This window comes from Candidatus Cloacimonadota bacterium (assembly GCA_034722995.1).
In the GTDB taxonomy this organism is placed as follows: domain Bacteria; phylum Cloacimonadota; class Cloacimonadia; order JGIOTU-2; family JGIOTU-2; genus JAGMCF01.
Window position 1 is genome coordinate 13464 of record JAYEOL010000015.1, and the last position, 23757, is coordinate 37220.

The 23757-nt window shown below is 32.0% G+C and carries 17 protein-coding genes; 3 read left to right on the plus strand and 14 right to left on the minus strand.

Features of this window, described 5'->3' with window-relative positions; translation table 11 throughout:
• Nucleotides 1-41 precede the first annotated feature (41 nt).
• From priA to U9R23_01830, 4 genes are all read right to left on the minus strand, one after another.
• A complete protein-coding gene (gene priA / locus U9R23_01815; GenBank protein MEA3475172.1) occupies nt 42-2423 on the minus strand; it encodes a primosomal protein N' in 2382 nt (793 codons plus the stop codon).
• Between the two features lie 113 nt (nt 2424-2536).
• The gene (locus U9R23_01820) at nt 2537-3202 is read right to left on the minus strand and encodes a hypothetical protein (GenBank protein ID MEA3475173.1); all 666 of its coding nucleotides are present in this window, start codon (nt 3200-3202) and stop codon (nt 2537-2539) included.
• A gap of 238 nt (nt 3203-3440) precedes the next feature.
• Nucleotides 3441-5747, minus strand: a complete 2307-nt coding sequence (locus U9R23_01825; protein ID MEA3475174.1) for a T9SS type A sorting domain-containing protein — start codon at nt 5745-5747, stop codon at nt 3441-3443.
• A 136-nt stretch (nt 5748-5883) separates the two neighbouring features.
• A complete protein-coding gene (locus U9R23_01830; protein ID MEA3475175.1) occupies nt 5884-7992 on the minus strand; it encodes a right-handed parallel beta-helix repeat-containing protein in 2109 nt (702 codons plus the stop codon).
• Nucleotides 7993-8455: 463 nt separating this feature from the next.
• Between U9R23_01830 and U9R23_01835 the strand changes: the two genes are divergently transcribed.
• Nucleotides 8456-8839: a YraN family protein gene (locus U9R23_01835; GenBank protein ID MEA3475176.1), complete on the plus strand. Its 384-nt coding sequence runs from the start codon at nt 8456-8458 to the stop codon at nt 8837-8839.
• 145 nt (nt 8840-8984) lie between these two features.
• Here U9R23_01835 and U9R23_01840 read toward each other — a convergent pair whose 3' ends face one another.
• From U9R23_01840 to U9R23_01885, 10 genes are all read right to left on the minus strand, one after another.
• Nucleotides 8985-10319 (minus strand): GWxTD domain-containing protein, encoded by a 1335-nt coding sequence (locus U9R23_01840; GenBank protein MEA3475177.1) that lies wholly within the window; start codon nt 10317-10319, stop codon nt 8985-8987.
• Complete coding sequence (locus U9R23_01845; protein MEA3475178.1) at nt 10316-13804, minus strand: DNA polymerase III subunit alpha; 3489 nt, start codon at nt 13802-13804, stop codon at nt 10316-10318. Before U9R23_01845 ends, U9R23_01840 begins: the two co-directional genes overlap by 4 nt.
• Before the next feature lie 387 nt (nt 13805-14191).
• The gene (gene rpmA / locus U9R23_01850; GenBank protein ID MEA3475179.1) at nt 14192-14467 is read right to left on the minus strand and encodes a 50S ribosomal protein L27; all 276 of its coding nucleotides are present in this window, start codon (nt 14465-14467) and stop codon (nt 14192-14194) included.
• Nucleotides 14468-14640: 173 nt separating this feature from the next.
• A complete protein-coding gene (gene rplU / locus U9R23_01855; GenBank protein MEA3475180.1) occupies nt 14641-14958 on the minus strand; it encodes a 50S ribosomal protein L21 in 318 nt (105 codons plus the stop codon).
• 46 nt (nt 14959-15004) lie between these two features.
• Nucleotides 15005-16516 (minus strand): Rne/Rng family ribonuclease, encoded by a 1512-nt coding sequence (locus U9R23_01860; GenBank protein ID MEA3475181.1) that lies wholly within the window; start codon nt 16514-16516, stop codon nt 15005-15007.
• Nucleotides 16517-16529: 13 nt separating this feature from the next.
• Nucleotides 16530-19091 carry a TIGR03960 family B12-binding radical SAM protein gene (locus tag U9R23_01865; GenBank protein ID MEA3475182.1) on the minus strand — a complete coding sequence of 854 codons (2562 nt, stop codon included), beginning with the start codon at nt 19089-19091 and terminating at the stop codon, nt 16530-16532.
• The gene (locus tag U9R23_01870) at nt 18976-19698 is read right to left on the minus strand and encodes a helix-turn-helix domain-containing protein (protein MEA3475183.1); all 723 of its coding nucleotides are present in this window, start codon (nt 19696-19698) and stop codon (nt 18976-18978) included. The genes U9R23_01865 and U9R23_01870 overlap by 116 nt, the downstream gene beginning before the upstream one ends.
• A gap of 14 nt (nt 19699-19712) precedes the next feature.
• On the minus strand, nt 19713-20060 hold the full coding sequence (locus U9R23_01875) for a hypothetical protein (protein ID MEA3475184.1): 348 nt from the start codon (nt 20058-20060) through the stop codon (nt 19713-19715).
• A 42-nt stretch (nt 20061-20102) separates the two neighbouring features.
• A complete protein-coding gene (locus U9R23_01880; protein MEA3475185.1) occupies nt 20103-21677 on the minus strand; it encodes a CehA/McbA family metallohydrolase in 1575 nt (524 codons plus the stop codon).
• 225 nt (nt 21678-21902) lie between these two features.
• Nucleotides 21903-22304 carry a hypothetical protein gene (locus tag U9R23_01885; GenBank protein MEA3475186.1) on the minus strand — a complete coding sequence of 134 codons (402 nt, stop codon included), beginning with the start codon at nt 22302-22304 and terminating at the stop codon, nt 21903-21905.
• A gap of 241 nt (nt 22305-22545) precedes the next feature.
• Between U9R23_01885 and U9R23_01890 the strand changes: the two genes are divergently transcribed.
• On the plus strand, nt 22546-22713 hold the full coding sequence (locus U9R23_01890) for a hypothetical protein (protein MEA3475187.1): 168 nt from the start codon (nt 22546-22548) through the stop codon (nt 22711-22713).
• The gene (locus U9R23_01895) at nt 22714-23568 is read left to right on the plus strand and encodes a FlgD immunoglobulin-like domain containing protein (protein MEA3475188.1); all 855 of its coding nucleotides are present in this window, start codon (nt 22714-22716) and stop codon (nt 23566-23568) included.
• Nucleotides 23569-23757 lie beyond the last annotated feature (189 nt).

A 23757-nucleotide genomic window follows, 5' to 3' on the forward strand; every position in this document is an offset into this window, starting at 1 on the left:
GGTATGAAAATATAATATTTCAAAATTATTTTATTTATGTTTTACAATAGCGATACAGGATCCATATCAATCTGCATCTTTATGTAACTTGGTATTTTTATATTTTGCTGAAACCAACCAATAAACTTGTAAACTGCATTTCTATCTTTTGCTTTAATCACAATATGATAGCGATATTGTTTGCGAATTTTACTTAATGGCGCCGCAACTGGACCTAGAATAATTATATTTTCAGATTTTTCAAATTGTTTAAGTTTTCCTCTAATCTTAAATACGATCTCTTTTAATTTGTCTTTGTCCCCCAAAGTAAAAAGCAATCTAACTAATTTTGTATATGGTGGATAATGAAGTTTTTTTCGTAGTCCAAGTTCATGTTCGGTAAATTCTATAAAATTCTGTTTTTGTGCAAGTTGTATGCTATAATGTTTAGGATTGTAGGTTTGCACTATGACTTCGCCTTTTTTTTCACTTCTGCCTGTGCGTCCTGCTACTTGTGTAATATGCTGGAAGTTTCTTTCAGCAGCACGAAAATCAGGTAGATTAAGATTTACATCAGCGGAAATAATGCCAACTAAAGTTACATTTGGGAAATCCAGCCCTTTTATTATCATTTGTGTTCCAAGCAAAATATCAATATAACCATTTCTTACTTTATTAAATACCTTTTGATAGACCTGTTTTCCTCTGGTTGTATCTGTATCCATACGGGCAATTCGTGCTGTAGGAAAAAGAAACTCCAGATTTTTTTCTATCTTCTCGGTTCCCGGAGAGCCAAAGTTAAATATGTATCCTTCACATTCTGGACACTTTTTCGGCAAAGCTTGATTATATCCACAATAATGGCAAACCATACGATTGTTATACGAATGATATGTGAGGCTGATGTTACAATCTTTGCATTGAAAAACTTTCCCACATTTTACACATTGGACATAAGATGCATAGCCTCTCCTGTTTTGAAAAAGAATTATCTGCTCTTTTTTTATTAATCGGTCTTCTATTTTGTCTTTAAGAAGTTGTGATAAAATTTCAGTATGATCCTTTTCTTGTCGCATATCAACGATAGTGAGTTCGGGCAGAATTTGATTTTGTACTCTTTCTTTCATTTCCAACAGCTGATATTTGTTTTGACTTGCGTTATAGTATGATTCCAAAGAAGGAGTGGCACTTCCTAAAACTACGACGGCATTATTTAATTTTCCTCGCAATACAGCCATATCTCTGCCATTATAAAGAGGATTCCTTTCAGTTTGCTTGTAAGTGTTTTCGTGCTCTTCATCCACGATTATCAAACCAATATTTTTAAGTGGCGCAAAAATAGCACTACGAACACCAATTACGACTTTCTTTTTACTTCTATTAATTTCATTCCAGGAATAAAGTCGTTCTCTATCACTGAGTTTGCTGTGGATAACCGCAATATCATCTCCAAAATGGGCGTAAAATCTTTCAACAGTTTGTGGAGTTAAGGAAATTTCTGGAATGAGCAGAATCGCAGTCTTCCCTTTTGCCAGCACTTTTTTCATTACTCTGATATAAACCTCTGTCTTTCCACTTGATGTAACCCCGTGGAGTAAGAAAGTTTGAAATTTTTTTAAAGAGATTGCTTTTTGAATTTCTGAAACGATACTATCTTGCTCACCCGTAAGTTCAAATTGTGGGGGAGAAAATTTGTTGATACTTTCAAAAATGTCAGGATAAACTTCTTTTTTGACAAGATTGACCAGTCCCTTCTCTCTCAACTTATTAATAATACTATAAGAGAATTTTTTAGCAATCTCGGAAACAGAGATTGTCCTTTCCTCACTTTTTAGAAATTCATAAAGCTCTCTTTGTTTAGAGGTTAGATCTGTGGTTGCTTTTTTCTCAGTTAATGTTAGACAATTAACTATTTTCTTTTCAATTTTTCTTTTGTAACTTCTTTCAATTTCAATAATGTTTTTCTTTTCCATCTCTAACAAAGTCTTAAATAGCGAGGGAATTTTTTGTTGAGATAAGACTTGTATATTAACTGGTTGCCCAGATTTTTTCAAAAAATCAATTATTTTTTTGTATTGCAGGTTAGTAAAATTTTCATTTTTTAGACTAATTTTCTGAATTGTATTCACATTAAGTCCTGCTGGAAGCATAGCTTTTAGCACTAAACCAATTGGACAGAAATAATATTTAGAGATCCACTTAGCAAGTTGGAATAGTTCATCCGTCAGCTGACGGGTTGGCTTTTCATCAATAATCTCTTTTATTTCTTTTACCTTTTCTGGTTCAAAATCAATCTTTTCAGGAAATCCAATTATGATACCAGTTTGCAGTCTGTAATTAAAATCTATTAGAACTCTCTGCCCAATTTGTGGATGAAGTTTTTCTTCAACCTTATAGGTAAAGGTATTTGGGTTATTTATTGGGATTGCGATTTCTAAATACATTATTGGTTAAAAGGTATATGGTATAAGGAAATAAGGATATAGTGGCTGGGTGGATAATACCAGCCAGAATAAAAAGTAAAAGAAATGTTTAACTTGTTCATTTTTTTTGATAACTAAAAGTTCCCGCCTAATCCTAACTTTAGCCTTATGGGTGGTAAGCACAAACCCCCACCAATTTCAAAATTTACAAATATACTCTTATATATTCTAAAATTATGCCCAGATATAATACCTATCTGTGGTATAATTACATTTTTTGTTTTAAGGGAAGGTGGAGAAAATTTCTTCGATTCAGATGAGATATAACCTAATTCAACAAAATATCCCCAATATCTACTACTCATGAAATCTGAGAGAATTGATTTTTCTTTATATTCTTTTCTTAAATGGGTATATTTAATACCAAAGTATTTTACTCCAATTAAATCTTGAAAATAGGTATCATTATAATAATCCAACATTTTCTCTATTTCAACAATACTAAATTTTAAAGTAAATCTTGTAAGAGTAGAATCTGTATTGCTGTAACTGTAATTTATATTGAAAATTCCTAATAAGATGTCAGATAAATTTATATCTATAAAATTTCTTTTCGAATTATCTACTTGAATCGTATTTATATTTTTTATCCTATCATTAATATTTATTTTGTAAAACAAGTCTTTATTATTGAAGAGAATTTGACTCATATATAGATCATTAATGTCATTAATTTTTTCATTAGCAAATGCTATCGAACACAAAATAATTCCTATAATTAGGCATATAAATTTTTTCATTTTTCTTGCTTTATTAAACCGTCTTATAAAAAGATACACTTAAATGGATAGAGGAACTCTGTTCCGTCTGCCACCTGTGAAACTTGCGTTAATTAAAATTTAAATTTAATGAGCTGTTGTTGTCAATTTTTATATAAAAATTTGGGTTATAAAAGGTCTCCCAGCAACTGGATTTTACCGGGAGACTTAAGATTAAGATGCTATCTATTTTAGTAAAGGGGATTTGTTTTCCAGAATTTTAACGAATTAGAATCATTCTCTTTGTCACTTTAAACTTGTCCATTTTTAGACTATAAAAATAGATTCCACTTGGGACAGGTCTTCCTTTCTCATCTTTTCCATCCCATACAACTTCATTAATTTTTAATTTATAATTTTGAATTTTTAATTGTCTTATCAGTTGTCCTCTTACATTGAAAATATCCAGATAAATCTCTCTCTCAAACATCATAGGAATGGATAATAGTTTATTTAAATTAAACGAAATTGTAGTTGAATTGCTAAAAGGATTTGGATAGTTTTGAAGTAAGATATTGTCTGTTGATCGATTTTGCCAATCATCTACTGCAGGAATATATTGCCATTCATACGCACCCATATCTATTCTGCCTCCGGATATTCTCGGTTTGCCTGCTAGGTCATATTCCGGCAGGTGTAAGCCAGTTGTATCTATTGTGCCAGAATCTATGCAGGATGAACTATCCGAAAGTGCATAAGGATAATCGCCAGTTCCTATCCAGAAAGGGTTTTCATCTATATTGCCTTCCAGCCAGTTAAGTGTATTATTCCCCAAAACCATAATGCCCCACATACCACCCTGTATTAAGCTATTTTGAACAGTAAGAGTACAAGGCATATCTCTTCCATCAACAACTATTTCTCTCGGAATATCTCCATATAAAATTGAATTAATAATATTTACCTCCGCTCCATAATCTAACTTGACTGCTCCACCAGTTGGTGTAGTATTATCACCTATTGTTGCATTAATTACATCAACTGTTGCATTATTCATTACAGTTAATGCTACTGAGGACAAAGGCCAATCAGTAGTTACATTGACATTATTGGTAACTTGTACATTCTTAAAAATGCCATAAAAATTATTAGATGTAATCATATCCCCGCCAACAACTATACCTCCACCATCACCTACATCAGGATCAGAGTCGGGTAAATTATTTCTAACAACACAGTTCTCTACTGAAAACTGATGAAATATCTGACTATTATTGTATATTTTCAATGCTTTACCACCTAAATTGTCATAGATATACAAATTCTTCATGAGTAAATTATTTATAGCATTAGTTAAAATACCACTTCCAGCCGAACCCCCACAATGATGCAGTGTAATATTTTCTAATAATATATTATTGTTTTTTCTTATTTTTACGCCTCCATAATCACTCATTTCACATTCATATCCTGAACCATTTATCATAGTTAAATTTTTAAGCGCATACTCCTCTTCCTCATCTTCTGCTTGGATTAGTTTAGTTAAATGGTCTCCATCAAGAATAGTATTTTCCATACTTTCCCCAACAAGAGACACATAACTTCTTAAATTTAGAGGAAATTTTTCTTCATTCACACTTGGCGAATATACACCATCAGCAATATGAATAGTATTTGGATACAGGCTATCAGATGCTATCTTAGTAAGTGCATAAGAAATTGTCTGGAGGGGTTCGTCTGTGGTTAAACCACTGTTATTATTATCTCCATCCGGGCTTACATATAAATCTGCATTTACAGGTTCAATTTTTGAATTTAATATACTGGTGGTAACATCGTATAATGGATTACCGTACGCATCCTTAGAAGAAATAAAATAATTATCTGGAGCCATTACCGTAAATGTATCAACCACTATTTCCGCAGGTGGACAGGAGGGTGATTTCTGAAAATCCGAACCTATAGGTGAGTAATTCAAGTAAACATTTGAGAGGATATTATTATTAAAATTAACATGAGAACCACCACTTAACTTAATCCCACCACCAATCCATGTTGCATGATTATTTGTTACTGTAACACCAGATAAAGTAATATTATTTGAATTACAAATATATAACCCTCCCCCAAAATGTGCTTTGTTGTTTTTTACAAAACACTTTTTTATCGTAGGATTTGAGTCCTTGATTACTATTCCACCTCCACGTTGAAACCCTAAATTTATTGATCCAACCCCATTTTGTATTGTAAACCCATATAAGAGAGTACTCTCATCTTCACCTGAAACGATTTTAACTACACTACCTTCATGATTCCCATCAATAATAGTTTGGTGAATAAAGGAGTCTGATTCTGTTATAATGTATAAACTGGCAACAGTTATGTTTTTGCCGTTAAAGTTTATGTTTTCATAGTATGTTCCGGGATAGACTAAAACTGTATCTCCATCTGTGGAAGCGTTTATGCCTTCCTGGATAGTAGTATAGTTTCCTGTTCCTGTTGTATCTACAATGATAGTATTTCCAATTAATGGAAAATTGGAAAATAAAAATATAATAGATAATGATATTATTATTTCTAATTTCATAAGTCTCCTTTTAAAAGGAGAAACTCGACTCGAGTTCAAGAACCCGAGTCGGGTTTCATTCGTGTGTGTTTTATCATCAACGCATCAACATTTATTCTACGAAGTTTCTTAATATCCGTAGTCTGGACGAAGGATATTAACGAAGTAGAAACATCTTCTTGATTATTCTTTTCTTACCAGCTGATAGCTTGTAGAAATATATCCCGTTTCCTAATTTTTTGCTATTATCATCTTTCCCATTCCAGATTATGCTATGATTTCCTGCTGAAACTTTTCCTTTCAAAAGGGCTTTTACTCTTTGTCCTCTGATATTATAAATAGATATCTCAATAACAAATTCTTCTGGCAGGGCATAAGAAATTGTTGTATTATAACCAAAAGGATTTGGGGCATTTTGTGAAAGAGAAACTTCAGTAGGAATTGTAATACCTCCACCTGTATTCAGACGCACTATTGAATATCCCTGTCTGCCTGCTATGAGTCTTCTCTCAATATATTCACCTGTTATGAAATCATATACAGAATAATCATTTATCTTCTGCTTATCTCCTCTTCCATAAACAATCTGAAATGTAAGTTCACCAACATCTTTGTTTACAAAATCAGTATAAGAAAAAATCTGTGCTCTGCCACTATCTACAACAGTTGCACCAACACATATATCATCTTCAAAAACACCAATTTCCATAATACTCTCATCAATCTCATCTATATTAATTGCTTCATAATCAGGCTTATCAGTGTAGGTAAAATTCTGAGGATTTTGTTTTTCAGGCACAGAAATCTTTTCACCTGAATAATTCCATTGGAAGTCCGTTATAGTCTGATGAACTTGAACCATATATCCTTTTCCATATCTCATAGGGATTGGGTTCGAGGAAATGGGATGAGTCGCAGTTCTATTTTTTACTTCCATTGAGCCATCAAAGTAGAAATGATCTTCACCCTTGATATATCTAACATTTGACCACTCATCACCAAAAGCAATATCTGACATCAGAGTTTGTGGTAACCAATAACCTATCCAGTTCCAATATGGTTCTCCCAATAATGTTATAGGTGTGTCTGGTGCAAGCCTGCTACCATCAAGTGGTAAGTAGCTATTATCTGTATAACTTGTTCGGAGTTTGTAACCAGATGTGCTTACTATATTCTCCAATCCAACTGGATGCCAAGTCTCATCATAGTATTTCAAAACACCGCCTTGTCCTTTCAATTCTATCCAACCCAATGTTGGGAAAGGTTCAATATTCATTAGAACGCTATCTGCTGCAACAGGTTCATTTCCATCTCTCTCCAATCTTGGGAAGCTTACCCAGTTCCATTTGTTTTTTATTTTCTTTACATCATACACAGTTGGGTAGCAGCCCATATCTATTCGGGTGCTGTCAGGATCTTGCATATTGGGGTCACCAGCATCAATGCAGGGGCTTCCTTCAAGGAGATGGTATAGGTGGTTGCCTTCTTCTACAAAGAGAGGGTCTGCATCTATGTTACCAGTGCCAGTAAATCCTCCTTCAATATCCGAATAAGTAACATCAGTAATATAAGAAGAAATTTGCATAAACTGATTACCATATGCAATAGAATTAATAATTGTAGGACTTTGTTCTTGGAATCGAATGACTCCTTTTTTATTTTCTACGATTGTACAATTGGAAATAACACCTCCAGCCATATAGATACCTGCACCTGAACCTACGCCAAAACCGTTATCTATAACTAACGTATTCTCGATCGTACCATTTCTTCTTGGAAAAGGTTCATCCAGAAATATACCATACCATGCATTCATTCTAACAATACAATCCTTTATAGTCACTTCAGAATAATCACTAGAACCTATACCACAATATTCATTGTCTTCTGCTATACAATTTACAATGTTACAAGTCGCAACAAACATACTTATTCCACAACCACAAGCGTTACAAACCGTCAGGTTAGAAATATTGCATGTGGCGTAATCGATATGCAATGGAGAATATCCATAATAATCACTTTCTATTGTTACATCATTTGGATCAAGAGTACTACCTGTTATATCAATATCAATTTCTATATCTAAATGATCATAATAATATCCAGGATGGATAACTATTACATCACCTGCTTGAGCAGCATTATATGCTGATGAAATTGTGGGATACTGCTGTCCTGAACCTACATGAAGTTCATCTGCATTGAGGGAGCTTATATTGGTGCTAATATATACCATCACTAGGATTAAAAATATTTTTTTCATCTTATTCCTCAGAAATATTTTATTTACCCTTTTTCTACTTTTCCCTCTTACCTAAGGGTTAGATGCGATGTATTCCCCTTACAGTATTAACTTGAAAATCAATAAGAAACATATCGGCATCATCGGGAAAACAATACTGGCACCTCTCTACACGGGGAAGAAACAAAAGAGAGAGGCAGGTAGCCGAATGAATTTGTTCTTACCAATATAAAAAATACCATAAGTAAAGAGTGATATAGTTGAATGTATATGTGAAATATTCAGTAAATTGCAAATTCTGGGTGGGGGGGGTGAAACCAAAAATGCAAAATGAAAAATTAGACATAATAGTGATATTTTTTCTTAATCCCGACTTTCTTGTTTTAATTCTCATTTTTGCCCTATAATTACACATTCCATTTAATAAAAATAAAAGTAATTTTGTCAAATTTTTGTTTCTCTTGCCTTATAAAATTTAATATCAATGTTTAAGTTAATTATGGATAGAAAAGAATTCGGCAAATTCGGTGAGGACATTGCCACCAAATTTTTAGAACATAACGGCTATAGAATCATTGAAAGAAACTACCATTCTATTTACGGTGAAATTGACATAATCTGCAAAAAGAACAATCAACTTATTTTTATTGAAGTCAAAGCAAGAAAATCTCTCAAATTTGGGGAGCCATTAGAAGCAGTCACTGAAAAGAAAAGGGAGAAAATCATAAAAACTGCCTATCATTTTATTACAAAGCATCAGCTTGATTTATCCATTAGATTTGATATTATAACAATTCAATATATTTCAAAAGAAAAAAGGTATAAATTTGAACATATCAAAAATGCCTTTTTAGGAACTCCTATCTGAACTTTTGCCACGGATTTTTACTGATTTTTTTTATTCGCCACAGATTTTCACGGATATTCACGGATAATTTTTCGTAATTTTTTTTCAAATATTTAAACATATCTGTGCTTATCCGTGAGAATCTGTGGCAAATTTTTAGGAAGTCCTATTCCAACTCTCTTTCATCAAAATATTCTCCCAGATAATCCAGCCAGTTGGGGTCAGTAAATTCCTTCTCATCATTTTCACTGTAAACCAGTTTATAATTACCCTGACCAGTGAAGTCTACAAAGATATATATCCTCTTTCCACCCTGATAATATTTCCATATTATATATGGTTTAGCTTTAAACTCATAACCCTTTTCAATTATTTCAGCTGGTTTACCTCTGCGAATATAGATTCTACCTCTATCGGTTTTCCATCCATCCTTAAAATGTGAGAAATGTTCATCAGCATATTGAGTCCGTCTTATAACCTCTTCCTTGAACTCATTCTTTTCAGTTATAGGATTAGGGTCGTTTTGTCGCCAGAATCTTTCTATAAATTTTAATTTGGCTTTGTTACTCAAATCCTGATAAATCTTATTATCCTGACGGGTCAAAAAATATTTTACATATCGGTATTCTGCTTCCACATCAGCTTCTGTAACCTTCTTTTCTGGTTCTGATATGAAGAAAATCTCTTGAGTAGAAACATTTTCAGGAATCTCAACGACTATTTTGTAAGTTCCAGGATTCCAATCAGAAATTGATATTGAACCCCAAAATGCCTTTTTATCACTTTCAATAGGAAAATCTTGGGATTTTTGATAGCATATAGAATCGTTTTCTCTACCAGAGGTAGATCCTTTGGATGAGAAAATTGCAATTTGCCAATTAGCAGTTTTAGGATCTATTGTATCAAGGTTGTAAACTTCAAAATAATATGCGAAACTCGGATTTTCGGAAGGATTTATAAGATGATTTGGATTAACAAGAAAGATGATATTGTCTCTTTTAAAATTGGTAAAACTTTCTGTGGTGTCAGATTTATAAAATGAGTCTATTTCCAGGTCACTGATAATTAGATTCTCAGTATCTAAGGTTTTCAATTTTTTGTCCCAGCGAATTTTATTCTTACTAAGCCTATCTGATATTTCAATAGCAAATTCATAAATTCCTGGCGTGACCTGAGCAATGATTTTATCAATGAAGAATCCATCAGGTTCAATTGTGGTTTTTCCCGCTTCCCCGGAAATCAGTTGAGAATAATCTTTGGTGTATAACTCTTTTCCCTCTTTATTATAAATTGAAAATTTAATATCAAGCTGAGCGCAAAAACGATTTTCAAATAATTTAAACCGTAGATTCTTATGGTAAATTTTATACGAAATTTCAAAGATTGTATTGTTTTCTTCTGAAAGAAAACGATTACAATCAAATAGCACTGGCAAGTCAGCAGAAAGAATAATTGGCATTATTAAAGATACAAAAACTAAAATTATAATTTTATTTTTCATTTTATGCCTAAGGCAGATTCTTCGGAGAAATCAACCTTTATACCTTTGATAAAATATTCTTCATCATTAACAAAATCATGTAGAGTTTTTCCCGGAAAGATTTTATATTTTTGTGAAATAATATCTAATACACCAAAGAGTTGTGTTTTGACTTTAAAGTGAACTGTAAAATTACCTGGCTCAGAAACAAAGCATTTTTTTACAAAATCCTTTAGTTTGTTGTTATCTATATTTTCTTCAGAGATGTTGAGATAGACATTACCAGATAATTTATTTGATAATTTATCTATCGGGATAATTTCCCTTGCTATTAATCTTAATTTATTACTATCCTGAAATTCTCTGTCCGACAGATGACCTGTGATATACAATATTTCGCCTTCTTTAAGTGTATTATGATACTTAGAATAAATAGATGCGAATAAAATTACTTCAAATTTATCATATAGATCTTCGCATTGTAAGAAAGCCATAAGATTATTATTCTTATCATTTTTTTTTGAGATGTTATTCAAAAGAGAAAATATTCTTAATGGGCTGGGCAATTTCTTTATTGTTTCCTTTTTGCTTAGATATTCATCATATTTTTTTGTATCAAAATTAGATAAAAACTCAATTTCTCCCTCATGTTCTTTAAATGGATGTCCAGAAACATAGAAACCAAGAAGTTCTTTTTCTTTTTCTAATTTATAGTTTAAAGTCCAGTCTTTAACTTTTGGCATTTTGGGATATTTATCAACATCTTCAGTCAGTTTACTATCAAATAGTGAAACTTGTCCTTTAATTCTTTCCCTATTTTTCTGTGTGCCGAAGTTTAAAGCAGATTCAATCGCAGTGTATTGTTGAGCCCGATTTCCTTCAAGACTGTCCATAGCACCGGCGCCGATTAAACTCTCAAGTGTTGTTTTATTGATGTGATTTATCTCAATATTTTCACATAATTCATATATGTTTATGAATTTTTTCTGCCTTTTTCTGCCATCTACAATTGCATTGGCAGCATTCTCTCCAACATTCTTAATAGCTTTCAGTCCAAAGATGATTTTGCCATCTTTCACATTAAAGTTATATTCACTGAGATTAATATCTGGATGTAGGACTTCTATGCCCATTCTGTGGCAATCATCAATGAATTTTGCAACTTTCTCACTATCTGATTCAACTGTCATAAGTGCAGCCATAAATTCTGCTGGATAATTTGCTTTTAGATATGCGGTCTGGTATGAAATAATGCTGTATGCTACGCTATGAGATTTGTTAAATCCATACTGTGCAAATTTTTCAATTAGTTTGTAAATTTCTTCAGCGGTGTTCTGGCTGACATCATTTTTTAAAGCACCTTCAACGAATTTTGGTTTGAGTTTATTCATTACTCTTTTTTGTTTTTTTGCCATTGCCTTTCTGAGAATATCAGCTTCACCGAAAGAAAATCCAGCAAGTTTATGTGCTATTTGCATTACTTGTTCTTGATATACAATAACCCCATAAGTTGGTCTTAAAATTTCCTCAATTAAGGGATGTAGATAAATAACTTCTTCTTCGTTATTTTTTCTTCTTATATATACTTTATGCATACCGCTATTCAAGGGACCAGGTCTATACAATGCTGTGCAAACCGCAAGGTCATCAATACAATTTGGTTTTATTTGCATAAGAACATTTCTCATTCCAGTGCCTTCAAATTGAAATACGCCATCAGTATCGCCTCTACATAGAAGCTCATAGGTGCTTATATCATTTAAATCAATATTATCAATATCAATTTCTTTATTGTAATTTGTTTTAATTAGTTCAAGGGCTTTTTCTATTACCGTAATGTTTTTTAGTCCAAGGCAGTCTAATTTAAGAAGTCCGATTTTTTCAAGCCATTTTCCTTCATATTGAGTAACCACACTATTATCTTTTACAGATTTTGCAAGAGGAACATAATTTACTAAATTATCTGGTGCGATAACCAGTCCTGCAGCATGCACTCCTGAATGGCGGAGCAAACCCTCTATTGTCTTTGAATATTCTATTAATTTTTTGTATTCCTTTTTACTATTGATGAGTTCTTTGAGTTCTGGATTCTCTTCTATAGCATTCCCAAGAATTATTCCTGGTCTGGAACTTATTTTTTTTGCAATCTGGTCAACCTCCCCCTGGGATAGTCCCATTACTCTACCGACATCTCTAACAACCATCTTAGCCCCGAGGCTTCCAAAAGTAATTATCTGACTCACATTCTTTCTACCATATTTTTTTACAATGTAATCTATGACAGCATTGCGTTTTTCAGCGGAAAAGTCAATATCAATATCTGGCATACCTACTCGTTCAGGATTAAGAAATCTTTCAAAAATCAAATCGTATTTTAATGGTTCAATGCGAGTTATATCTGTTAGATAAGATACAATGCTTCCTGCGGCTGAGCCTCTGCCCGGACCGACCATAACACCCATTTTTCGGGCAGAAGAAACAATATCCCTTGTTACCAAAAAATATCCAGCAAATCCTGTATCTTTAATAACCTGTAATTCGTAATTAATCCTTTGCTTTATTTCGTCTGTAATAGAGTCGTATTTTTTCTCAACGGATTCAAAGACTATATTGCTTAAGTATTCATCCATATCTTTATATTGAGAAGGGATGGATACTTTCGGCAGCAAGAATTTGTCAAAGTGTAATTTTAGATTGCATTTTTCAGCAATCTTATTCGTATTCTCTATAGCTTCAGGAAGGTCCTTAAAAAGTTCTCGCATCTCCTGTTCGGATTTGAAATAAACCTGGTCGGTATTAAATCTCATTCTGTTTTCATCTTTAAGTAATTTTCCTGTTTGAATGCATAAAAGTATATCGTGTGCTACAGCATCTGATTTTTTTAGATAGTGATTATCATTTGTACAAACGAGTTCAGCATTAGTTTCTTTTGATAATTTCTTTAGGCCATTGATGAGTTTCTCCTCATTTTCTAAGCCCAATCTCATTATTTCCAAGTAAAAGTTATCTTGCCCAAAGATTTCTTGATAGTCATGCACAACCTTTATTGCACTTTTATATTTTCCAGAGAGAATCAATTGTGGAATTTCCCCTTTCATGCAACCACTTAATGCGATGAGACCTTTTGAATACTGTTTTAGTAATTGCCTATCAATACGGGGCTTGTAGTAAAATCCATCAAGGAAACCAATACTTGAAAGTTTTACAAGGTTTTGGTATCCAGTCATATTTTTTGTTAGAATTGTGAGATGATATCGGGTATTTTTTTTAGAATTTTCAGAATATATATTTCCATTGATTACATAGGCTTCCATTCCAATGATTGGTTTTAGTTTAGCATTTTTTGCTTCTTCATAAAAGTCTATTGTGCCACACATATTGCCGTGGTCAGTTATTGCTATGGCTGGCATACCATTTTTAGCAGCCATTTTTATCATATCCTTAACACGGCAAGCACCATCCAAGAGGCTGTACTGCGTGTGGTTATGTAAATGAACAAACGGCATCTTGACTCCTAATAATAATCTTTAATATGAGATATGCAAAATAGTATTTTTTTGACCTCACCTCAATCCTCTCCTAAAGGAGAGGAAGACAAGATTCTCCTTCTCCTTGCCCGTTCTCCGTAGTATCCATTCTCCGTAGCAAGACTGCGAAGGATGAACTACGAAGGATGAATAGGAGAAGGAGTTAGGGGTTGAGGTTATGAAAACAATTTCTTTAAAATTAATCGGAAAAACTCAAAATCATCTATTTTACATAACTCATTCAGGAAAGAATAATCTAAATTTAGAAAAAAAATAAAGGCAGTCAATCTTTATTTTGACTGCCAGTAAATTATGAGCAATAAATCCGTATATAATCGGGACAATTATTTATAAGATTTAATTGATTTATTGATAGACGCTTACCTGTCGTCTCTTTTTTCTTAAAGATTTGCATCCGGGAAATTTGTATGATTCAAATTTTACATAACCATCAATAAGTGAGAATATTGTATAATCATTTCCCAGTCCAACATTCTTACCGGGATGAATTTTTGTCCCTCGCTGTCTAATAAGTATATTTCCAGCTCTAACAAATTCACCAGCATATTTTTTTACACCCAAAAATTTAGGATTACTGTCTCTTCCGTTTTGTGTGCTGCCAACACCTTTTTTATGTGCCACTTTATCCTCCTAAAAATTATTTAGCCACGAAATTACCCCAGTTAAATAGAAAAAAGGATTTAACGGGACAGACACGAAAAAGACACAAAAGATTCAAATTTAATAAGGTGCATTCAGTGTGCTTTTGTGTGTTTTTTGTGGCTCACTTCATTTCTTCTCCCAAGAGGGATTTATTATTCTTTTACAATGTCTTTAACTTTTACTTCTGTATATTTTTGTCTATGACTTTGCTTTCTACTATAACCTTTTCGTTTCTTTTTCTTAAAAACGATTATCTTTTTATCTCTGCCATGAGAAAGAACCTCAGCAAGAACCTTTGCCTTTTTTACATAAGGTTTTCCAATTTTTGGTCTTTTGTCGCCTTCTAAAGCTAAGACCTCATTAATCTCAAATTCTGCTCCAACTTCTTTACCATCAATATATGGGACCTTAACGATATCGTCTTTTTGAACCTTGAACTGCTGTCCTTTATAATTTATTATTGCGTACATTATTCTCCTTGAAATTAAGAAATAAAATTTTTTTGTATAATAACTGTCAAGTTTTGTATAAATTAGTTATATCCCTTTTTGATTTCATAGACATTATTTTAAACTGGTTATAATCTAATTCATTATCAAGAACAAATTTCCAGGCGAAATGATAATCTGTGCGTAAAGATATATGATTGTCAACGACATAATCATATAGCCATTTATTGATATGAATTTCCAGTTTATCTTCTGGATGATATTTTTCAGCACGGTTAAACCAATGAAAAATGTTATTGAGTACACTGCTACGAGCCGGCACCCTTCCAACTCCCTGGCAGCAGGGACAACTTTCAAAGAAGGAGGAAAGGAGATTAGACCTTCCTCGTTTCCTTGTCATTTCAACCATATTTAAAGGACTGGATGAGAAAATTTTATGCGGTGAATAATCCTTGCTCATCTCTTCACGAAAAGTTCGTATGACTTTTTGGCGATTTTCAATATTTTGCATATCAATAAAATCTATAAATATCATTCCAGTTAAGTCTTGCAGACGGATCTGACGAGCTATCTCCTTTGCTGCTTCTATGTTTGTAATCGTTACTGTATTCTCTAAATTTTTATCTCCGACAAAGCTACCAGTATTCACATCAATAGAAACGAGAGCTTCTGTTTGCTGGATAACTATAAATCCGCCTCTGCTAAGGTATATTCTTGAACGCATGATTTTTGATATCTCCTTTTCAATGCCGAATGCATCAAATATTCCAGATTCTTCTCTAAATAACTTAATCTTCTTAATCATTTCAGGTGCAATTCTCTTCAGTCTTTTAATAATCTTGCTTCGTATTGCTTTGGAATCAATTATTATATGATTGAGATTTCTATTAATAAGTTCTCTTATTATAATTGAGCTTAGATCATTCTCATCATATATACATTCCGGGGCTGTATAATTTTTATATCTTTCTTGAATATCTTCCCAGATTCTTTTGAGATTTAAATATTCTTTTCTAAACTCTGCCTCACTATGTAATTCAGCATTTGTACGAATGATGATTCCAACATCGTCATCTTTAATTTTATGGAAGATTCTTTTCAGCCTTTTTCTTTCCTTTATAGATGTAACTTTTCGTGAAACAGCCATATAACTCTTATAAGGCATATAAACCATAAACCTTCCAGGGATTGAAATTTGTCCTGTAAGTCTTGCACCTTTTTTACCAAGAGGGGCTTTTTCTACCTGTACCATAACTTCCTGCCCGACTTCTAATAGTTTCCCCATTTTATAGACATCATTTTTTACTTCTTTGAGGAAACTTTCATCTTCTAACTCCTCTAAATCCAGGAAATCAGGAATGGCATCTCGGAAATGCAAAAGTGCTGTTCTGTCTAAACCAATATCAATAAACGTAGCTCCCATTCCAGGCACATTGTCTTTAACAATTCCCTTGTAAATATTGCCTATTATTTCTTTCTTATTTTGTTTATGAATAAGCAATTCTACCAATTGATTATCTTCTAATACTGCCAATCTGTTTTCAAAAGAGCCAATATTAATAATCATTTCATTTTTCATAATTTTAGTCCTTTCAAAATATTCTTATTCTTTCAATTTTTAATTTATCTATTTCATCCATCGGATAATGAAAAACTTTATCTAAGATATCAAAGACTCCAGCTCCGGATATTTTTTTGTTAATCAAAACACCATTTTGCTGTAATTTCATATCTGAAACTACTTCTTTTAGATTTATTTTTCTCTCTTTTTTCTGGATAAAATGAGAATGATTTTTAAAATATACAATTCTATCATTCCAGTTAAAATTCTCTTTTGAAGAAACTCTCACCAATTCATTCTGGAAATTTGAGATTTTTTTGGAAAAATTAGAGAGTGATTCTACTTTTTTAAGACGAAAACCTTTAGGGAGATTAAACTTTAGTTTATCAAGGATTTTTGGCTCCTTAATCTTTTTCGTTAAACTAATTTCAAAAAATTCATTGCAGCCAATAAGTCCAAGGCTTAATGGCGGGCATAAAGAGATTTTAGGATTTGGTCTAAAACCTTTTGTGAAATAAATAGGGAGGCAACTCCTACGAATAATTTTGTATATCATATTTAACAAATTTCTATGTGAGAAGAAGCGTAGAGCCTTACCTTTCTCATAAAATATTCTAAATTTAGAAATCGGCAAGTTATTTTTGATTTTTTGTGATGGTGGAACTGAGTTCACAACTATTTTATTTTGCACATATTTTGGTGGGGTTTTTAAGCAGACTCCGCAATCCTGACACTCGTAATGCCGACAATCCGGGCTGGTTTTTCCTTCTTTTGACCTTTCATATTCCTTTTGCAGAAAATCTTCTTTAATTCCACAATCAATATGACTCCAGCAAAGCTTTTTGTTAAATTCCTTTAAGCCTGTATAGTTTTCAAAATTTATGTTATTTTTTTGTGCGGATTTTGTCCAGCGAGAATACTCAAAATGCTCACTCCATGCATCAAATATTGCTCCATTTTTGTATGCGTCGTAAATCAATTTTCCAACCTTTCTATCTCCTCTTGATATAACTGCTTCAAGAATAGAGTGCTCAATTGAATGGTATTTTATTCTAACCTTTTTGTTAGCCTTAAAGTAATTTTTGATAAATCGGACTTTTTGTATCAGATTTTCCTTTTTATCCTGAGCACACCACTGGAAAGGTGTGAATGGTTTAGGCACGAAAGCTGAAATACTGACATTTATTTTTACTGCTTTATAAGGATGAAGTTTGAATATTTTTTCTATCAAATTAACAATTGCTACAATGTCATTATCGGTTTCAAATGGAAGACCAACCATAAAGTATAATTTAATCGTTCGCAGTCCAAAAGATATTGCTGATTTAATAGATGAAAGAATGTCATCTTCATTTATTTGCTTGTTAATTTTATCCCGCAATTTTTGTGTTCCAGCCTCTGGTGCAAATGTTAAATTACTGCCCGATAGATTTGTAATTAATTTAGAAAGATTTTTATTAAAAGTATCTATTCGCAAAGAGGGAAGAGATAATGAAGTGCAGGTTTTTGGCAAAAATTTGTTCAAATTAATGGTTAGAGTTTTAATAGCAGAATAATCTGAACTGGAAAGTGAACTAAGTGAAATCTCATCCCAGCCATTCAATTGAATTTCTTTTTTGACTATTTCTTCAATAACTTTTTCATCTCTCTCTCTTACAGGTCGGTAAATCATTCCGGCCTGGCAGAATCTACAGCCTCTGCTACAACCACGCATAATCTCCACAGAAAGGCGGTTATGAATTACATCAACCAAAGGAACTAATTGTGGTGAATGAATTTTTTCCGGATCATCAAAATCAATAAAGATGTTCTTCTCAATTTTTGATGAAACATTTTTGGTTTTTGGAACGATATAACATCCGTTATAATTTTCTACTTGTTTGTAAAATTTCGGTATATAGATTCCTTTTAGCTGAGCGAGTTTAAGAAGTTTTTCATTTTTGCTTGCATTTTTATTTTGTAATAAACAATTTGCTAATCTAAGTATTACATCTTCACCATCTCCAATAACAAATACATCAAAAAAATCTGAAAGTGGTTCTGGATTAAAAGCGCCGGGTCCTCCAGCAATAATGAGTGGCGAATCATCTCCTCTTTCTTCTGCAAAGACTGGAATATTGCTTAACTCAAGCATCATTAAAATATTTGTATATGAAAGTTCGTATTGTAGAGTAAATCCAATGGCATCAAACTGATTAATTGGGATTTTATCTTCTATGGAAAATAGAGGTATATTATTTTTGCGTAAGATATTGGCTAAGTCTATGTCTGGTGCATAGACTCTATCTGCAGCAAATTTTTGTTCCCTATTTAATATTGTATAGAGAATTTTCAAACCGAGATGACACAAACCAACTTCATAAAGGTCTGGAAAAGCCAAAACAAAATTTAAAGTCTTATCTGAAATCCTCTTCTGCTTAGTGTTTAGTTCATTATCTGAATATCTTCCCGGTTTTTTTACATAGTATAAAAAATTGCTAATATCTACCTGTTGCACATTGTTCCTTATGCCGGTTTTTATAACTCCTGCCAGGTGCGGTTTTTCTGGATTTGATATATTTTGGCATAATATACCAAGGACTGTGCTTATCATTTAAAATATATTTTTTTAATAATTTTTCTTCTCCACCAAAGGTGGATCCTTCGGATTTATATTTAAATTCTATTTGCTTAATTGAAGTTGTATCCCCCAAGGTTTCTTTTATTTTATCCATTTCCGATTCTTTTGCAGCTTCTTGTTCAGATAAATATTTTTGGGGTTCTTTGAAAATATTTCTTTGCAGTTCACCTTTTTGGTGAAGGTAATAACCGAGTCCAAAAAGAGCGCCCACAAAAATTATTAATATCAAAACTTGAAAGACAATTCTTGGTATAAGTATTTTTTTTTCATAATCTTCTTTCTTATTTATTCTAAATCCAATGACTTTCTTTGCAGGTCTTTTTTGTATGTTCTTATTAAACAGATTTAGAGTTTCGGTTAAATTTGCACCCACATATCTTGCATAATTTAACACAGTTAATCTGGCATATGCTAAATCTGTTATGTCTTTTATTTGTTCATCCTCAATTGCTTTTAGAAAATGAAGTTTAATTTTTGTAGATTTTGATATTTCATCTAATGAAATATTTTTTTGCTCACGGATATTTCTTAAGTATTCTCCAACAGTCTCATATTGCATAGAAGAATATTTTATTGTCATAATATTTCCATTTATCATCTAACAGATTGATAAAGCATTAAGCCTAAAAAATTTCCTAATGTATCAAAGAGTAAATCTTTATAGCTAAAATGATTACACTTCTTTTTTGAATCATAGATTTCTTTTATCAAGCCGTAAAACTCGGTTAAGCTTATTGCGAGAACCTGACTTTGTCCTCTTTTAATTTGACACACATTGTCTAGAATTTCATAATGCCAGCAAAAAAGAAATGCGGAAGCGGTCAAATGAGAGAACTTGTCTTTGCTTAGCCATAAGTCAGCTGCTTGTTTATTAACTTTCCCAGATAAAGGAATATACAAAAACATAAGTATTAACAAGGGCAAAACAATTTTTCTTAACATATTACAAATTTAAATTCTTGAATTTTTCTGTCAAATAATGGGTTATTTCTTTACCCAAATAGGATTGGTCCAGCAAAATTTTTTCTTATCAGTATAAATTTCTACCCGGAAATAGGATTGATTATTATTGCTTAATCTAATAGATTCAGCAAAATTATAATTAGAAATTTTCCAGCTTTTTTCAAGTTTTTCTTTATTTCCTTTTTTAATTCCGTAATAAACCAATACTCTATTAATGTGCCCAAATTCAGAGGATGATAATGCTCTAATTTTGCATTCATAATTATCTGAATATTTTACATCTGCACCGATTTCAAAGTCATTGATTGTGAAAGTTACAAAAGGACCATTAGAAACGATAATCCGATTTTTTCTAAATTCATTAATAAAATTTTCTGAGGTTATCTTACAATTAGATTTAAAATATGTTTTAAAATTCCCAAAGATTTGATTTCTGGAAGCAAAAAGTGAGATGAATGGAATTCCAACTTCTCGTTTAATATTAAAATATCCATGTGCATCATTCCCTGCTAATATTATTGTCTTATAACCATTTAACAAAAGATTAATCCATTTCTTTTTTGCTTTTGCAATTGCCCACCTACTTGAACGATTTATTATTTGAAGGTATTGAATATTATTTTCTGTAATATCTTTTTCTGTCCATATTCCTCGTCGTAGAAGTATTTTACTAATAGGATTGAATTGAGTTTCAAATGGATGTGCAGCGATAATTAAGGAATTATTATCAATCATTTTACACACTTTTGATAAAGAAAAAGTTGGCTTATTGTGAAGCCATTTCTCAGCACTATCTCCAAATCCGCTAATAAAATTTTTATTATTAACAATTAAGAGGTGAATATTTTGATTATTTAGATTTCCACAAGAGAGCTCTTCTCCAAACAAGACAGGAAATTTTTCATCTGTTTGGACTTTCTTAACGGTTTGCTTTAACTCTTTCCATTTAGGCAATTCAGGGTCATTTTTCAGATAATTATCTTCTTCATCATCAAGGTCATATGAATGGTCAGTGATGAAAAGCCAATCAATGTCCATTCTCTTTGCCAGTTTCACGGCAGAATTAACATCAGCCCCAAACTCAGCCTGGTCTTCTGTAAAATTAGAATGAAAGTGCGGCTCCCCCGCATACCAATCTGGGAGCGAGGGAAGAGGTTCTCTACTGAGAAATGTATTTAACTTATTATGAAGACCTGGCAAATCATCATTTTTGATTACGAATTCTCTGCCGTCTTTAACACGGGTTATGTAAAAAGTAATTGTTATTTCTGCTGATTGTGAAATATCTATATCTGGAATATCTAAAGTAATAATCTTGCTAAAATATTTATCTTGAAGTGAAAGGTTTAGTTTAATTTCTTTTTGTATGTTTATCTCTTTAGATAGAATTGTAATAATAACCTGATTTAACAAAATTGGGAATTTATGGGCATCCTTAATTATTAGTAAAATAGGTATTGAGGATTCTCTTTTTATATTTATTCTATACGGCAAATCAGCAATAATTTCTGGCAATCTTCTAAAATATAATGGATATATCAGTCCAAGATGGTAATGTATCTCAGGATAGAGAATTATTGGTAAAAAATTTAACATAAATTTTGAGCTTTAAAACTGTTAAAATAATTATATTATTAAAAATTCAGTCCCGATTCATCCTTCGCAGTAGCCTGCTACGGAGAATGGATACTCCGGAGAACGGATATATCGGGATTAAAAAAGTGTTGGAATTAAACTAATTTTTTAGTTTTACAATTTTAATATAAAAAATTTATTACTTAGTTTTCTTCCCAATGATAAAATTTTTAACTTTTAAAATAATTATGGTAACCAGTTTATATCTATTACCCCTTCTGTACCTTCAACTGACCATGTATCAGTTATAAGGTTATAAATAATTTTCGCACCGGGCTTACCGAATTTACGATTTGTTATAGCAAAAATTGTTGAATCAGTAACGCCGAACTCAAAATATTTCTTATCCTTAATTTCATCAAGATTCAACTGACTTACATCAAATGCATATTCTCCATACTGTTCAAGAAATTTTTCATCAGCAGTCTTTATGAGTTTAAAAGTAGGGAAAATTTCTTCATTTATTTTCTTTTTCTTTTGATTATTAACAATTGTGGGAAGTATTAGTATTACAATAATTCCTACAATTAAGATCACCATTAAAACTTCAATAAGACTAACTTTACTTGCTGCTTTTTCCTTTGCCATTCAGCCTCCGATAAAATATTTATGTCTCTTTTTGACTATTGATACTCATTTTATTTTCTTGCAAACTTTGAAGCTAATTTAGAAAATTGAAATATGATTGTCAAAATATTTGTTTAGATAAGGTAAGAAATTCCATAAGCTGTTCTAATCAGAAATGAAATAAAGGAATAAAAAAATTATTTGACATATTTCTGAATAAATAAAGAATGACTTCAAATTTTAAATAGAGTGGAGGTATATTATGATTAAAAGAATTTTCTACACGGGCAAGAAAGTGTTAATTATAATCCCGATTTTTCTTCTAACTCTTTATTCTCTTTGCATTGCCGATGATTATGATTCTTTATTAGTAGCGGGACCTCCTCTATCCGGAGAAATTAATACTTTTAATTATTATTACCAACCATAGGTGAATTTTAGAGGCGATCTGTATGTTGGTGATAATGGTATGCCATGGATTCCGCCTTATGTTCCTAATGCTACTTTTAGATCTTACCTAACTTTCTTACTTGATAGTTTAAATGTTAGTAGAATTGACTCAGTTAAGTTGAGATTGAGAGGATATTATCATGGAAATGATACACTTTATGTCTGGCCTATCTGGGATATTCCTAATGGTGATACCATAAAATTATGTATTGACCATGTAGATTATGGTGATTATCTTGATGTAGGAGATTGGACAGCAGGTAATCCTGGTGACCCACAAACTCTACAATCTAAATTCTGCTTTATTACCCCTGAACATCAGAATCCTGAACATTACTTTTTTATTGATGTTACCGATGCCATTCTAAATGATATTCACAATCAGAGAGATAAAAGTCAATTTAGGATAAGATTTGAAATTTCTACCGATATGGATAGTTTATGTGATGATGTCGTATTTACTTATTATAATACTACAAGTATAAAAGATAGACCTCATCTATTAATTTATTATCACGATTCTACAGCAGTAGAGCACCAGTATGAATTATCAACTAATCAGATTTTGTTAGAAAATTATCCTAATCCTTTCAATCAGGAAACAACAATTCAATATCAATTACCATCTAATATAAAAAACTCATTTCTAGAGATCTTTAACATCAAAGGTCAATTAGTAAAAACTATTGTAAATGAGCATAAAGAAAAAGGTTATTATACAGAAATCTGGGATGGTAGAAATGACAATGGCAAGAAACTGGCAAATGGCATTTACTTCTATAAGATAAAGATTGAAGGCAAATCAAGGGTAAAAAAGATGCTATTACTGCGCTAACGCGTTAACTGTATTTTAGTAGCTAATATTCCAGGGGTGGTTTTATCCACCCCTGTTTTTTTACAGAGGAAAAACAAAATAATTGACACGAAAAAGTGGTAAAGGGATTTTATATTACAAAAAAGGAGTAAGTATGAATCATCAAATTTCAAAGAGAGCTATTATTGGAAAAGAAACAAAAATTGGCTT

Excerpts from the sequence above, each read along its gene's own strand:
- priA (MEA3475172.1), bottom strand. The coding sequence starts at position 2,423 with ATGTATTTAGAAATCGCAATCCCAATAAATAACCCAAATACCTTTACC.
- U9R23_01820 (MEA3475173.1), bottom strand. The coding sequence starts at position 3,202 with ATGAAAAAATTTATATGCCTAATTATAGGAATTATTTTGTGTTCGATA.
- U9R23_01825 (MEA3475174.1), bottom strand. The coding sequence starts at position 5,747 with ATGAAATTAGAAATAATAATATCATTATCTATTATATTTTTATTTTCC.
- U9R23_01830 (MEA3475175.1), bottom strand. The coding sequence starts at position 7,992 with ATGAAAAAAATATTTTTAATCCTAGTGATGGTATATATTAGCACCAAT.
- U9R23_01835 (MEA3475176.1), top strand. The coding sequence starts at position 8,456 with ATGTTTAAGTTAATTATGGATAGAAAAGAATTCGGCAAATTCGGTGAG.
- U9R23_01840 (MEA3475177.1), bottom strand. The coding sequence starts at position 10,319 with ATGAAAAATAAAATTATAATTTTAGTTTTTGTATCTTTAATAATGCCA.
- U9R23_01845 (MEA3475178.1), bottom strand. The coding sequence starts at position 13,804 with ATGCCGTTTGTTCATTTACATAACCACACGCAGTACAGCCTCTTGGAT.
- rplU (MEA3475180.1), bottom strand. The coding sequence starts at position 14,958 with ATGTACGCAATAATAAATTATAAAGGACAGCAGTTCAAGGTTCAAAAA.
- U9R23_01860 (MEA3475181.1), bottom strand. The coding sequence starts at position 16,516 with ATGAAAAATGAAATGATTATTAATATTGGCTCTTTTGAAAACAGATTG.
- U9R23_01865 (MEA3475182.1), bottom strand. The coding sequence starts at position 19,091 with ATGATAAGCACAGTCCTTGGTATATTATGCCAAAATATATCAAATCCA.
- U9R23_01870 (MEA3475183.1), bottom strand. The coding sequence starts at position 19,698 with ATGACAATAAAATATTCTTCTATGCAATATGAGACTGTTGGAGAATAC.
- U9R23_01875 (MEA3475184.1), bottom strand. The coding sequence starts at position 20,060 with ATGTTAAGAAAAATTGTTTTGCCCTTGTTAATACTTATGTTTTTGTAT.
- U9R23_01880 (MEA3475185.1), bottom strand. The coding sequence starts at position 21,677 with ATGTTAAATTTTTTACCAATAATTCTCTATCCTGAGATACATTACCAT.
- U9R23_01885 (MEA3475186.1), bottom strand. The coding sequence starts at position 22,304 with ATGGCAAAGGAAAAAGCAGCAAGTAAAGTTAGTCTTATTGAAGTTTTA.
- U9R23_01890 (MEA3475187.1), top strand. The coding sequence starts at position 22,546 with ATGATTAAAAGAATTTTCTACACGGGCAAGAAAGTGTTAATTATAATC.